The sequence below is a fragment of the Campylobacter concisus genome (assembly GCF_902460625.1).
GTDB classification, from domain to species: domain Bacteria; phylum Campylobacterota; class Campylobacteria; order Campylobacterales; family Campylobacteraceae; genus Campylobacter_A; species Campylobacter_A concisus_AD.
On the sequence record NZ_CABPUT010000003.1, the window covers coordinates 174,097 to 188,477 of the forward strand.

Consider the following 14,381-nt stretch of genomic DNA (forward strand, 5'->3'; position numbering starts at 1 on the left):
ATGAAGTCAAGAAGTTCATCTAAGGATTTTGTCCTTAGATGAAAGATTAAGATTTTTTGATCGCTCTAATAGGAATAACAAATATCGCTGCGATCACATAAAAAGCAATACAAAAAACAGCCGCCATCATAAATATCTCACCGATATCATAAAAGCTTGACTCAAGCCTAAATGTATCCACGTAATTTATCGCAAACCACAATGCTACGCCAAGAGCGATAGCAAAAACAAAAAATCCCCAAGAAAACAAGAAATTTAATATCTTAGTTCCCAATTTCTCTCCTTTTTAATTATTTTTCTAACTTAAAACCGCCACCAAAAGCTCTATAAACTTCGACTGCACTATCGACCTCATCAAGCTTAGCTGAGACATCTTGTAATTTTGCTTGAAGTAAATTTCTCTCCGCATCAAGAAGCTCTAAATGTCCAATGTAGCCAGCGTCATATTGCTCTTTAGCAAGCGAGTAAATTCTTTGTTGGGATTTTAGCAAATTTTTCACTTGTTCCAAAGAAATTTTTGCATTTTGCCTTGAAACAAGCGCATCTCTTACTTCGCCAAGAGCCGATTTTACCGCTGCTTCATAATTAATAGCGGCAATTTGTTCATTTGTTTTAGCCACTGCTACATTATTTTTTGTCCTACCAAAATCAAAAATTTTCTGTGCTAAAGAGCCCCCTATACTCCATGTATTGGCATTTCCAACAAAGATATTTTCAAAATCAATACTTGAAAAGCCAAAAAGTCCAGTTAGTGAAATACTTGGAAAATACTCAGCCCTTGCAACACCAACAAGAGCATTTGTAGCTTTTAAATCAGCTAGTGCCTTTGCCACATCGCTTCTTCTCAGCAAAATTTCAGAGCTAATGCCAGCACTTATCTCTGGAGAAGCTGGTAAATTTTGCGAGCTAGCAACAGCTCCACTTAAAATTTCATTATTACTTTTACCAGTCAAGATGGCTAGTGAGGTGATAGCCTTTGACTTTTCGTTTAATATAGAAGTAAGATTGGTCTTAGCGCTTTCTACTGCTGCCTTACTTTGCAAATAAGTCATCTCGTTTATGCTTCCAAGATCAAGCTGTGTTTTGCGAAGCGCTAGCGTGTCTTCATAAGTTTTTAAAGTCTCTCTTAGCACAGCTTCTTGCATATTTAATGAAACTAACGTGAAGTAGCTTTTTGTAACACTTGAGCTGATACTTAGCCTCGCGCTATCATAGTCAAATTTGGTTGCATTTAGGCTTTCTTCGGCCGCTGCTACATTATTTCTTACTCTACCCCAAAGATCAATCTCATAGTTTAATCCTAAATTTATATCTGATTTTCTATAACGAGTTTGTGGTTGCTTAGTATATGTTTCACCGCTACTTTTTGCTTTTTCGTAGCCTACATTTAAATTTACCCCAGGGAGCAAGTCAGCCTCAGCAACGCCAAGGCTTGCTTTTGCTTTCTCTAAATTTAAATAAGCAACACGTAAATTTGTATTTTTCTCAAGTGCATTTTCCACTAGAGAATTTAAATTTTCATCGTTAAATTCTCTCCACCAAAGATCCCTTATATCACTTGTCTCATAAGTGTAAGTAGATGTGAAATTTGTATCTACATTTGGCATATCTGGACGAAATGAGCAACCAGCTAAAAACGCCGCCGTTATAAGTATAAACGCCTTATTTTTCATCTTTTTTTGCTCCCTTTTTCCAGTATTTCTCGTTTAAATTTTCAAGCAAATAGTAAAACATTGGCACGAAAAATATAGCTATCGTCGTAGAAGCGATCATACCACCAACCACGCCAGTTCCTAACGAGTGGCGAGATGCAGCGCCTGCGCCTGTGCTTATAACCATCGGGAAAACGCCTAGAGTAAATGCAATTGATGTCATTACAATTGGTCTAAAGCGAAGTCTAGCTGCATTTATCGCTGAGTCAAATATACTCTTACCGCTATCACGCTCTTGCATTGCAAACTCTACGATCAAAATGGCGTTTTTAGCCGCTAGACCGATGAGTAGCAAGAGTCCGATCTCAAAGTAGATGTCATTTGTTAGCCCTCTTATCCAGACTGCTAGCAATGAGCCAAATACCGCAAATGGTACGGCTGTGATAACCGCAAGTGGAATGAGCCATCTCTCGTACTGAGCAGCAAGGATGAGAAATACAAAGATCATACCAAAGATAAAAGCAACTGTGCCTGTTCCTTGAGAATTTACCTCTTGATATGCCGTTCCCGCCCAGCTTATAGCGTAGTCCTCGCTGCTTAGCGTATCATTTACGACCTCTTGGATCGCTCTTATCGCATCACCTGATGTGTAGCCAGGTTTTGGATCGCCCATGATCTTAGCTGATGGAAAGAGGTTAAATCTATCAACGATATCAGGTCCAATCGTTCTTGTAAGTGTTGCTACTGAATTTAGTGGCACCATGCCGCCATCATATGATCGGACGAAAATTTTTCTTAGATCCTCAGGATTATTTCTAAAACTTTCCTCAGCTCTTGCATATACTCGGTAAGACTTACCAGCAAGATTGAAGTCATTTATATAGTAAGAGCCAAAAGTAGCTGCTACCGTGCTAAAAATTTCGCTCTCACTTACGCCAAATAATTTAGCTTTTTCTTTATCAACTGTTATCTTGAACTGACGATAATTTGTCTCAAGCGTGGTTCTAACATTTGTTAGTTCAGGTCTTGCATTAGCTATTGCTGATACTTTTCTAGCGTCTGCTTCTATCTCGTTGTAACTCTTGCCGCTTTTATTTTGTAGATACATCTCAAAGCCACCAGTCATTGAAAGACCCATGATAGGTGGTAAATTTACAACGAATGTCATTGAGTTTTTTGAGCCCCAAAGCATACCATTAAACTGGCCAGCTAATGTATCAGCTCCATTGTTAGCGCCTTTTCTCTCACTCCAATCTTTTAGCTTTATAAAGCTAACGGCTGAATTTTCCCTAAGCGAGCTAGCTAGTATGTCATAACCTGCAAAAGCCATAGTGAACTCAACATTTGGATTGCTTAAAATGGCGTTGCTAATCGAGACTACTTCTTCTTTTGTCTTTAGCATATTTGTTGAAGGCGGAAGTGAGGTGATAACCATTAAAGCACCCTTGTCTTCTGAAGGCACAAGCCCTTTTGGCACAGCATCAAATAGCTTATAAGTGGCAAATCCTAAAATACCAATTACAATAAAGCTAATAATAATATGCCTTAAAATTTTAGCCACTCCAGCCGTAAAGAGTCTAGTGCTAAAGTCAAAGAAGTCGTTAAATTTCTGAACTATCCAAAATGGCTTACTCTCCTGTTTCTTAAGCATAACCGCACAAAGCGCTGGCGTAAGAGTAAGAGCAACAAAGCCTGAGATACAAACAGAAACAACAAGCGTTAGAGCAAACTGCTTTTGTATAACGCCAACAAAGCCCTCCATAAATGAAACTGGCACGAAAACAGCACAAAGCACGAGTACGATAGAGATAACTGGAGTTTGTACCTCTTCCATCGCCTTAAACGTCGCGTCTTTTACGCTGATCTCTTTATCTTCATGCAAAATTCTCTCGACATTTTCTATGACGATAATAGCGTCATCTACGACGATACCTATGGCAAGAACTAAGGCAAAAAGTGTAATCAAATTTATACTAAAACCCATCACATAAAGTCCGCCAAATGTACCTATGATAGATACTGGCACGGCAAGCATCGGAATGATAGTCGCACGAAAACTTTTTAAGAAAAAGTACATTACGATTAAGACGAGTACCATCGCTTCAATGAAAGTTTTTATAACCTCATCAATTGAAACATCTATAAATTCTGTTGGATTGTAAGCTATGGTGTGCTCTAGTCCAACAGGATAAGTTTTCTTTAGCTCGTTAAGCTTTTCTTTTACAGCATTTGCGGTAGCAAGAGCATTCGCATCGTTTTGTAAAAATAACAAAAGAGGAATAGCCGGCTTGCCGTTTAACATCGCATCGTTAGCATAGCTAGCTGCTCCAAGCTCTATGGTAGCTACATCTTTTAGCTTCAACACTGATCCATCGGAACTTTTAATTATTATATCGCCAAACTGAGCTGCATTTTTAAGACGTCCATCGGTACGAACAGAATAAACATAAGGATTACCACCATCCGATGGCTGTTCGCCTATCTTGCCAGCAGCGTATTGTGAGTTTTGAATTTTTACTTGAGAAATGACGTCGCTTGGAGTTAGTTTAAAATGAGCTAGTCTATCTGGCTTTAGCCAAATTCTCATAGAATACTCTTTAGTACCTATCAATACTGTATCACCTATGCCACTAACCCTTTTTATCTCATCAGCAATATTTAAATTTACATAGTTATATAGTTCGATCAAATCCATATTTGGATTTGTAAAGCCAACAACTTGAAGGATCGAGCCACTTCTTTCGCGCACTGTTACGCCCATATTTTGCACTTCTTGAGGCAGCCTTGAAAGAGCAGCTTGCACGCGGTTATTTACATCGATCGTAGCTTGTTTTGATGATGAGCCGATCTTAAAATATACGCTTATATTCATCGTACCAGCAGAGCTTGATGTGCTTTGCATATAGAGCATATTCTCAACACCATTTATCTGATCTTCTATCGCACTTGCGACTGAGTCGGCGATAGTCTGCGCATCAGCACCGCTATATGTCGCACTTACAGAGACAGTAGGCGGTGTAAGGCTTGGATACTCCTCTATTGGAAGCCCCTTGATACCCATAAAACCTGCTATAACTATGATAATAGATATAACAGTCGCAAATATCGGGCGATTTATGAAAAATCTTGAAAACATCTATCTGCCTTTACTTACTACTTGTAGCGTTTGCATCTTTGCCATTTATAAATTCTGCGCTTAGGTCTTTGTCAGTTTCAACTGGTGCGCCAACTCCGATTTTAAGGAAATTATTAACGATTATCTTATCACCCTCTTCAAGGCCTTCAGTGACTGCTACCATATTTTTTGTTTGATATCCTGTTTTTACATTTTTTTGGCTTACTTTGCCATCTTTTACGACTAAAACATAAGAGTTTGTAGCGCTTTGTTGAAGGGCAACTTGTGGGATGTTAAAGGCATTTTTTTGCAAAAATCCGCTCATTTTTATATGACCAAACGCACCTGGTAAAATTTTACCTTCACTATTATCAAAACTAGCCTTTGCTAAAACGCTGCCAGTTGCGGTATTTACGACGTTATCTATAAATTTTACTTTACCATTAAAATTTTCGCCATTGACACTTAACACAGCGTCACTATTTAGCTGTTGCCATGAGCCGTTATCCAAATTTGTTTTTCTAATTAGATTATCCACATCAGCGATATAAAATTCTGCTTCAATAGGATTTATTTTAGTAAGTCTTACAAGCTTTGTTTGGTTTGCTATGACAAGCGAGCCAACATCTACTTGATTATCACCCACTACGCCGTCAAATGGCGCTGTGATAGTCGTGTAGCCAAGATCGATTTTTGCATTTTTTAAATTTGCTTTTGCACTTACTAAATTCGCATTTGCAATATCATAAGCTGCAACTGCTGCGTCATAGTCTTTTTGAGAGACTGCATTTTTCTTATAAAGGGTAGAAATTCTTTTAAACTCGGTCTCGGCATTTTTCAAATTTGCATTTGCCACGCCGACAGCTGCATCAAGTGAGTCAAAGCTAGCTTGATATTTTTCTGGATCTATTAAAAATAACTTATCGCCCGCTTTTACTTTACTTCCTGGCTTAAAAAACTGCTTTATGATCGTGCCGCCAACCTTTGGATAGATGATGACATCTTGACTACTTGCAACCGTTGCAGTGTAATCAAAACTAATAGGTATGTCTGTTTTTTGTGCGATAAAAATATCCACATGAGATAGTGGCATCTGGCGACCTGCTGCCGCTTTATTCTCTTTATTTTCAAAACAACCACTTAGAAATAAAACTGCAACAGAAAGCACAAGAGCACTTTTAAAATTTGCCATAAAAACCTCTCTTAATTTTAAATTTTAATATCATATTTAGTTTTTGTAATAATTGTTACAAAAATTTAAAGTTCTCGATTCTATTAGAAAACAAATAAAAAGTCAATTTTATTTTTTACTAACTCCATTTAAAAACAGCTCAACACACAAGCCAACATGCTTTTTACGCTCTTTTTCACTAAGCTTTGGTTCTTCATTTATCAAAAGCGAATCGTAGTAATAAGCCCCAATCACACTTTGTATAAAGTACTTCGCAGCAAATTTGGCTGAAAATTTTGGATCAAGTTTGGCTTTTACTTCGTCTCTTTCAAAGAAATTTATAAGCACAAAATCGATCTTTTTTAAAATTTGATCCAAAAACGTCTTACCAAGTTTGCCACCATTTTTAGAACCCTCACTCATCATTATCCTACCAAGAGAGATATGCCTTTTGCTACAAGTAATAGAAAATATTATGGTCGCAAATTTGGTTAAAAATTCCTCCAAGCTATGAGAAATTTTAAGATCTATTTTCTCATCGATCTCTTTTATAAGGCTATCTATCTCTTGCTCAACGATCGCCTCAAAAAGCCCCTCTTTGTTCTCAAAAAACGTGTAAATGCTAGAAAGTGATCCGTCACTTATCGCCACAATATCGCTTAAACTTGTCTTTTCGTATCCTTTTTCTAAAAATAGCTCAAGTGCTGTTTTTACGATAAGTTCGTATCTTTTTTTACCCTTTTCTGAGATCGCCATCTTTCTTCCTGTTAAATTTTTGCTATTTTATCATCTTTTAGGATAGATAAAAGTACTTTGTCTTTGCACGCTGATAGCTGGCTCATCGGTGGCATAGGCTTTTATATTTATATGTTTTAAAAGATCTTTATCGCTTAAATTTTCATTTTTTGATTTTAATGTGACGATTACTCGTTGCTTTGTGCCAGCTTTTAATATAAATGGCTTATTTGGACGAGAAATTTCTATATTCTTATCATCTACTTCAAAGTAAAAGGCATGCTCTTTATTTTGTGTATTTTGCACCAAAAATACGTAAGAATTTTCGACTTCATTTTCGCCTAGAATTTTATAAAGCTCACTTGTTCTATTTATGTTTAAAAGCATACTTTCTTTTTTGCCACTCATCAATACCCCAGCTGTTAAGACAATGCCCAAAATGACAAGATAAGCAACCGTTCTAAAGCGTAAAATTTTGACTCTTTTTTGCTCTTTTATAGAGTTTATACTTCTCCACTCGATAAGCGAACTTTCATCAAAATGCTTCATTACTTTAGCGCAAGCATCGCTACACTCTAGACAATTTATACATTCAAGCTGCATACCTTTTCTTATATCAATGTGCGTCGGACATATCCTCACGCATGCCTCACAGCCGGTACACAGCGCGCCCTCTTCTTTTGGCTTTTTAAATTTCTCTTTTCCGTTATAGATTACGCCGCCTCTTTTTTGATTATAAATAACTTGGATCGTATCGTTATCAAACATCACTGATTGCACCCTAGCGTAAGGACAAACATAAATGCAAAAATTTTCTTTTAAAATGATGACATCATAAACTAACCAAATAGCTATAACAAGCCAAAATGCAAGCAAAACTCCGTGCTCACTTGGCTCTTTTAAATAAGCAAAAAAATCAAGCGGTGGTACAAAATACCATAAAAAATTTGCCGAAATAACAAGAGCTAAAATACACCAAATTCCAACTGCTAAAGCACGCTTTAAAATTTGTCCTTTTGGCTCATTTTGTTTATTTTGGATATTTTTTCTAATCTTTAAAATTTTAGTTTGCAAAAGGTCACGAAATATCGTTCTAAAAATAGTTTGCGGACAGCTCCAACCACACCAAACGCGCCCTGCAAGTGTCGTTAGAAAAAATATGCTTAAGAACAAAATGATAAATAAAAATGGCAACAAATAAAGCTCTTGCATATCAAATTTTGTAAAAAAGAGATCAACTCTACTTTTATCAAAACTTAGCAAAAATAGCTGCGCATCATTTACCCTGATAAATGGTAAAACAAAGACAAATAGCGTGATACAGGCGAAAAAAATGTAACGCCTCTTGGCGTAGCTAAGATGAAAATCCTTTGACATAATAAGCCTTTTTTGAAATTTTATGATTATAAAGCTTATGGCATTAAAAGAGTTTTAAAAAAAAATAGTTAAAAGCTTAAATTTATGAAAATTAAACTATACTCACGGCTTATTTTAATCTGAAAGGTGGTGAGGACGTTGCCTGGTATTAAGGTACATCCTAACGAGTCATTTGACGAGGGTTACAGAAAGTTTAAGAAACAAACTGATCGTAACTTAGTAGTAACTGAAGCAAGAGCTAGACGCTTCTTTGAGCCTAAAACTGAGATCCGCAAGAAACAAAAAATTGCAGCTCGCAAGAAAATGCTTAAACGTCTTTATATGCTTAGACGCTACGAGTCAAGACTCTAAAACCAAGACAAAGAGGGCTTTGCTCTCTTTGTTTAACTCTTCTTTTAGCCTTATTTTTTTATAATCAAAGCAATTTTTTTATTTTATTTTAAACGGAAATTCGATGCAAAAGCTAGCTATAAACGAAGCTGCAGAAATTTTAGGCATAACAAAAGAAGCAGTCTATAATAGAATCCGCCGTGGTTCGATAAATACAGTCATTGAAAATGGCACAAAATTTGTCATCCTTGATGAGAAACCAAGTAGTGAAAAAGCCACAAAATCCGCTCCAAAAAGCACAAAAACTAAATCCCAAAATGATGAGTTTGTAAATTATTTGCTAAATGAGTTAAGCGAGTTAAAGAGCTTAAATTTAAATTTACAAGCCGACAAAGATAGACTCTTTAAAGAAAAAGAGCAGATGCTAATCGAGCGAAAAAATGAAATTTTACAAATTTATAAAGACAGAGACGAGAAGCTCATGCAGTTTCTAAACGCCATGCAAAGGCCGCTTTTAGCATCTAAAAATGATGCTGCATCAAGTGAAGTAGCGATAGAAGCTGAGATAGAAAATGAGTCAAAATGGATAAATTTAAGCGAGTACTTAAAGGAGCTAAATTTAAAGCCAAAAGCTACAAAAAAGGTCAGTGAAAAGATAATAAAAAACATACACCACTCCAAATTTATAAAATTTAAAAGAGGCGTGATACTTGTTAGAAAACATAAAAATTTAAAAGAGTTGATAGGAGAGATATGAAACACATTAAAAAAATAGCTACTTATGCTGCGGTGGGCGGATTTGGTGCGATCGTTATGGCAGGTCTTGCTGGTTGCGGCAGTGACAATGGCGGTGATGAAAACGCACTAAATGAGGTTGCACAAAAAAATGGTGCCTTTGTCATCATCGAAGAGAGCGCGCCTGGAGTTTATAAAATTTTAGAAGAGTATCCAAGTACTGAAACTAGAGTTGTACTAAAAGACATAAACGGTACTGAGCGCGTGCTAAGCAAAGACGAGATCGATAAGCTCCTAGCTCAAGCAAATGCAAATATTGACAATGGCACTTCAAATTTAACAAAAACGAGCGACGCACAGCTAAGTAGCGGCGGTCTAAGCCTTGGTGAGACGATACTTGCCTCTGCTGCTGGAGCGATACTTGGTAGCTGGATAGGTAGCAAGCTTTTTGGAAATCAAAATTTCCAAGCTACTCGTCAAAATTCTTACAAAAATCCAAGCGCATACACAAGAAGCGTTGATAGCTTTAATAAGCAAAAAGCGGCAAATTCTGCTGCAAGAAGCAGTGGCGGCAAGAGTGGATTTTTCGGTGGTGGCTCAAAATCAAGCTCTAGCTCATCAAGCTTTGGAGGCTAAAAATGATAAATTTAAGAAAAATCACTCCGTTAAATAACGAATTTATGGAAAAAATCGGCTTTGCTTGGCATACAGATAACGATAACAGCTCATATATCGCAGATGAGATCGTACAGGTAAAAGCAAGTGAAGCGGATGCTTACTACGAAGCGGCAAACGAGCTATATGATATGTATGTAAATGCCGCTCAGCACGTGATCGATAACAACCTTTTTCACGAGATAGGCATACCGTTTAATCTCGTTGATAGCATCAAAAAAAGCTGGGGAAATGACGTTCACTGGCATCTTTATGGTAGATTTGATCTAGCCGGAGGGCTTGATGGTAAGCCGATAAAACTGATCGAATTTAACGCCGATACGCCAACGGCGGTCTTTGAGACAGCGATCATTCAGTGGGCGATGCTAAAACTAAATCATATGGATGAAGCAGAGCAATTTAATAACCTTTACGAAGCTCTAAAGCAAAATTTTAAACGCCTTATCACGCTTGGCGATGATAATGTAAATTTTGAGGATGTTTACGAGGGCTGGGGGATACTATTTAGCTCTATCGCTGGCAGTATCGAGGATGAGCAAACCGTGAAATTACTACAATACATCGCAAAAGAGGCTGGCTTTAAAACCGACTTTGCCTACGTTGATGAGGTTGTTTTTAACGATAACGAGGGCATTTTTAAAGGTGATGAAAATTTCGAGTACTGGTTTAAGCTTGTGCCTTGGGAGAGCATAGCGATCGATGAAGGCGAGCTAGCACTTATACTTTCAAATATCATCAAAAACCAAAAAGCCATCATCATAAATCCCGCCTACACGCTACTTTTCCAAAGCAAAGGAATTTTAAAAATTCTTTGGGATCTATATCCAAATCATCCACTCTTACTTGAGACCTCAAACGAGCCGCTAAAGGGCAAAAAATATGTGAAAAAGCCAGTATTTGGCAGAGAGGGCGCAAACGTCTCAATATACGATGAAAATGGCGCACAAATAGCAAGTAATGACGGCGAATACGACTCAAATAAAGCCATTTATCAAGAATTTTACGAGTTTAACCAAGATGAAAGAGGCAATAACTACCAAGCAGGCGTATTTTACGCTTATGAGGCATGCGCACTTGGATATAGAAAGGGCGGCAAAATTTTAGATAACTACTCTAAATTTGTAGGACATTTCATTAAGGACTAAAGATGAAGATCGTTTGTTTAGACGCGGCAACGCTTGGAGAAAACGTTGATCTTAGTGTTTTTAAGAAATTTGGCGAGTTTATCAGCTACCAAAAAACAAAAAGCAATGAGGTCGTGCCCCGCCTAAAGGGCGTTGACGTGGTCATCACAAACAAGGTCGTCATCGACAAAGCCGTGATGGACGCGCTAAATTTAAAGCTTATCTGCATAAGTGCAACTGGCATGAATAACGTAGATCTTGAGCACGCAAAAGCTAAAAACATAGCTGTTAAAAACGTAGCTGGCTACTCAACTGCAAGCGTTGTACAGCACACATTTGCGATGCTTTTTGAGCTAACAAATCGCATCAAATTTTATGATGAATACGTAAAAAGTGGAGAGTGGGTGAAAAGCGAAATTTTTACCTATCTTGGCGCAGATATCAGCGAGATCGCTGGCAAAGAATTTGGCATCATCGGGCTTGGTGAGATAGGACGCGGTGTGGCGGCAGTGGCACGTGCATTTGGTGCAAATGTAAGCTACTATTCGACAAGCGGAGCAAATAACAATAGCGAATTTAAGCAAAAAAGCTTAGACGAGCTACTAAGAGGCAGTGACATCATCAGCATCCACGCACCACTAAATGAAAAAACTAGAAATTTACTAGGCGCAAACGAGATAAATTTACTAAAAGATGAAGCGATAGTGCTAAATTTAGGACGCGGCGGCATAGTAGACGAAGCGGCGATGGTAAGAGCGATAGATGAGAGAAATTTACGCTTTGGCACCGATGTTTTGGAGAGCGAGCCAATGAGTGAAAATAGCCCATTTTTAAATGTAAAAAAGAAGTCAAATCTACTCATCACGCCACACGTGGCATGGGGCAGCTTGGAGGCTAGAAAGACGCTCATCGCAAAGATCGTAGCTAACATCGAAAATTTCATCAATGAGAGCAGATAATGGGCTATGATATAAGCTATCACGCCATTAGCGAAGATGAAATTTCAAAGTGGTATTTTGAGGCACTTGAGCTTACAAGGGCTAGTAAATTTGACGAGGTTTTAGCACTTGCTAGCAAGGCTGGCGTAGAGGAATTTTACGCTCAAAAATACAAAGATACACTAAGCGCTGCGTTACAGTACAAAGAAGATGAAATTTTCAACAAAACTCACGGCTTTTGTATTGCTGTCACGCAAGGATTTTTTAGAAAGTATTTCTACACTCGTGGCACATCGCTAAGCTCTTTGGCGCGGCAAAATGAGAAATTTAAAAACTACGTCAGCAACTGGCGAGAAATTTTACCAAGCGATTTTTTGGATAAATTTAGTGGTGAAATTTATAATGAGATCACCGAAAACTACTGTTGTGGCGCTTATGTAAGCACTAAAAACGTAGCCAAACTAAAGGCTGACTATGAAGCAGATGGCGAGATAAAAGAAGCGATTGATGGCTTTTACGCTCAAAATTTACCTGCATTTTTAGATGCTCTAAACTACGCATACGAGCTAAAAATAGGCCTGCTTGAGGCCACTGAGGTCGTGGAGCCAAATCCACTTGATCTAAACAAATCAAGCTCATATTCAAACCTCTTTAACTGCGATCCAAAAGGCGCTATCATCTACGCACAGACCGCGGTGCAGCAGATTGGCGAGGCGATAAAGCAAGAAGAGACTGGCAAAAAGTCACTTTTTGAGAAGATCAAAGGGCTATTTAAATAAATTTGAAAGGATAAAAATGGCAACTGAGCATAGTTTTGATATAAGTGCCGAGGTCGATATGATGGAGGTCAAAAACGCTCTTGAGACGGCAAAAAAAGAGATCGCAGCAAGGTATGACTTTAAGGGGCTTGCAGCTGAAGTCGAGCTAAATGAAAAAGAGAAATTTATCACGCTTCTTAGCTCAAGCGACAACAAGATCGACGCACTAAAAGACATCGTGATCTCAAAGCTCATCAAGCGCAACATCCCACCAGTTGCGATCACAGAGACAAAAAGAGAGCCAGCAAGTGGTGGAAATTTAAAGGCGATACTAAAGCTAAACGACACGCTTGATGGTGAAAACTCAAAAAAGATCACAAAAGCGATCAAAGACTCAAAGATCAAGGTGAGCGCGCAGATCAGGGGCGAAGAGATCAGAGTAACAAGTAAAAGCATAGATGATCTGCAGGAGTGTATAAAGCTGGTTAGGGGGTTAAATTTAGAACTTCCGATCAGTTTTAAAAACCTAAAATAGCGCACATTTTCGCTTCATTATGCGTTGTTGATTCAAATTTTTGCTCGGTCATTACCCGCTCGGTAACTTCCATCACAAAAATTTAAATCGCCTAGCCTAATTTTGCGAAATAGCTGCGTGACTTTTATATTTGAAATTTTATAGGATTTTGGGCTAAATCATGCGAAATCTCGCATAGTTTTTGTATTTAAAATTTGTCGAATTTATGAGTGAAATTTACCTTATCATTTTGCATTCAAATTTGATCTATCTAAAATTAAAAACAAGGACAAAAAATGAGCTTTTTTAAGAAAATTCTCGGTAAACAAATCGATCTTGGCAAGCAAATGCCAATCTATTTTGTAAGTAGCGACGAAGACTATATGCAGCGTGCGTTTGAGCAAGCCAGAGAGAGCTTTAGATATTTTTGGCGTGAGGTTTACTGGGAGCGCCGTAGGATCGTACCTATGCTTGACTATGCGATGGTAAAAATTTGCTTCCTAGATGTCGTAAATGGCGAAGAAGTCGGCGAGCACATGTGGATAGACGATGTGGAATTTGACGGCGAAACGATATATGGCACGCTCGTAAATGAGCCAGATAGCGTGCAAAACGTGAAATTAGGCGACCAAATAAGCGCAAAGATAGACGAGATGAGTGACTGGCTCTTTGCGATAGATGGACGCGCATACGGCGGATTTAGCGTGCAGGCGATGCGCTCACGCATGCAAAAGAAAGAACTAAAAGAGCACGATAAAGAGTGGGGGCTTGATTTTGGCGATTTTAACGATATTTTGGTAGTTTACGAGCAAAAAGAACACCCTGAAAATTTGATAGAGCACCCAATGAGCAAAAATACATATAAGCAAGTAAAGCAATATATAAAAGAGCACCCAAATATGGTCACGGATGCTGATGAGTTTGGCCATACGCAGCTTCACAACGAGGCGATCGCTGGAAATTTAAATCTTGTAAATCTCTTGCTAGAAAACGGTGCTGATAAAAATGCCCAGACAAAAAGTGGCAAAACGGCGGCTGAATTTGCTGAGAATTTGGGCTGGAGCGAAATCGCAAAGGTACTTAAATGGCAAGTTTTATAAATTTTTAGGATTTAAATTTGAGCTATCAAGATATTTTAAATAAAAAAGATGAGAGTGTTAAAAACTCTATAAACTTTATAAATTTCATTAAGAAAAAGTTTTCAAATGCTCACATAGCAAGCAGCAAACAAGGTAAACTTATATCTCTTTTAAATGA

14 protein-coding genes are annotated in these 14,381 nt (G+C 37.9%); 8 read left to right on the plus strand and 6 right to left on the minus strand.

Annotated features, from left to right (window positions below; all coding sequences use genetic code 11):
- Nucleotides 1-46: 46 nt before the first annotated feature.
- The 6 genes from F3G69_RS03000 to ccoG all read right to left on the minus strand — a co-directional run bounded on the left by F3G69_RS03000 (nucleotide 47) and on the right by ccoG (nucleotide 8,050).
- Nucleotides 47-274 (minus strand): hypothetical protein, encoded by a 228-nt coding sequence (locus F3G69_RS03000; RefSeq protein ID WP_021090435.1) that lies wholly within the window; start codon nucleotides 272-274, stop codon nucleotides 47-49.
- Between the two features lie 16 nt (nucleotides 275-290).
- Nucleotides 291-1,673 carry an efflux transporter outer membrane subunit gene (locus F3G69_RS03005; protein WP_149714360.1) on the minus strand — a complete coding sequence of 461 codons (1,383 nt, stop codon included), beginning with the start codon at nucleotides 1,671-1,673 and terminating at the stop codon, nucleotides 291-293.
- Nucleotides 1,663-4,788: an efflux RND transporter permease subunit gene (locus F3G69_RS03010; RefSeq protein WP_149714361.1), complete on the minus strand. Its 3,126-nt coding sequence runs from the start codon at nucleotides 4,786-4,788 to the stop codon at nucleotides 1,663-1,665. The genes F3G69_RS03005 and F3G69_RS03010 overlap by 11 nt, the downstream gene beginning before the upstream one ends.
- 10 nt (nucleotides 4,789-4,798) lie before the next feature.
- Nucleotides 4,799-5,959 (minus strand): efflux RND transporter periplasmic adaptor subunit, encoded by a 1,161-nt coding sequence (locus F3G69_RS03015; protein WP_149714362.1) that lies wholly within the window; start codon nucleotides 5,957-5,959, stop codon nucleotides 4,799-4,801.
- Nucleotides 5,960-6,067: 108 nt separating this feature from the next.
- A complete protein-coding gene (locus tag F3G69_RS03020) occupies nucleotides 6,068-6,694 on the minus strand; it encodes a TetR/AcrR family transcriptional regulator (protein ID WP_149714363.1) in 627 nt (208 codons plus the stop codon).
- A gap of 30 nt (nucleotides 6,695-6,724) precedes the next feature.
- The gene (gene ccoG, locus F3G69_RS03025; RefSeq protein ID WP_149714364.1) at nucleotides 6,725-8,050 is read right to left on the minus strand and encodes a cytochrome c oxidase accessory protein CcoG; all 1,326 of its coding nucleotides are present in this window, start codon (nucleotides 8,048-8,050) and stop codon (nucleotides 6,725-6,727) included.
- Between the two features lie 138 nt (nucleotides 8,051-8,188).
- Between ccoG and rpsU the strand changes: the two genes are divergently transcribed.
- The 8 genes from rpsU to F3G69_RS03065 all read left to right on the plus strand — a co-directional run bounded on the left by rpsU (nucleotide 8,189) and on the right by F3G69_RS03065 (nucleotide 14,224).
- Nucleotides 8,189-8,401: a 30S ribosomal protein S21 gene (rpsU, locus tag F3G69_RS03030; protein ID WP_009294994.1), complete on the plus strand. Its 213-nt coding sequence runs from the start codon at nucleotides 8,189-8,191 to the stop codon at nucleotides 8,399-8,401.
- Between the two features lie 103 nt (nucleotides 8,402-8,504).
- The gene (locus F3G69_RS03035; protein ID WP_149714365.1) at nucleotides 8,505-9,137 is read left to right on the plus strand and encodes a DNA-binding protein; all 633 of its coding nucleotides are present in this window, start codon (nucleotides 8,505-8,507) and stop codon (nucleotides 9,135-9,137) included.
- Nucleotides 9,134-9,751, plus strand: a complete 618-nt coding sequence (locus F3G69_RS03040) for a UPF0323 family lipoprotein (RefSeq protein ID WP_054196034.1) — start codon at nucleotides 9,134-9,136, stop codon at nucleotides 9,749-9,751. The genes F3G69_RS03035 and F3G69_RS03040 overlap by 4 nt, the downstream gene beginning before the upstream one ends.
- A 2-nt stretch (nucleotides 9,752-9,753) precedes the next feature.
- The gene (locus F3G69_RS03045) at nucleotides 9,754-10,935 is read left to right on the plus strand and encodes a glutathionylspermidine synthase family protein (protein ID WP_149714366.1); all 1,182 of its coding nucleotides are present in this window, start codon (nucleotides 9,754-9,756) and stop codon (nucleotides 10,933-10,935) included.
- Between the two features lie 2 nt (nucleotides 10,936-10,937).
- Entirely contained in the window at nucleotides 10,938-11,873 is a 936-nt protein-coding gene (locus F3G69_RS03050) for a D-2-hydroxyacid dehydrogenase (protein ID WP_149714367.1), read from the plus strand.
- Nucleotides 11,873-12,631, plus strand: a complete 759-nt coding sequence (locus tag F3G69_RS03055; RefSeq protein ID WP_149714368.1) for a hypothetical protein — start codon at nucleotides 11,873-11,875, stop codon at nucleotides 12,629-12,631. The genes F3G69_RS03050 and F3G69_RS03055 overlap by 1 nt, the downstream gene beginning before the upstream one ends.
- Before the next feature lie 16 nt (nucleotides 12,632-12,647).
- Nucleotides 12,648-13,145 (plus strand): YajQ family cyclic di-GMP-binding protein, encoded by a 498-nt coding sequence (locus F3G69_RS03060; protein ID WP_087577193.1) that lies wholly within the window; start codon nucleotides 12,648-12,650, stop codon nucleotides 13,143-13,145.
- Nucleotides 13,146-13,420: 275 nt separating this feature from the next.
- On the plus strand, nucleotides 13,421-14,224 hold the full coding sequence (locus F3G69_RS03065) for a YegJ family protein (RefSeq protein ID WP_149714369.1): 804 nt from the start codon (nucleotides 13,421-13,423) through the stop codon (nucleotides 14,222-14,224).
- Nucleotides 14,225-14,381 lie beyond the last annotated feature (157 nt).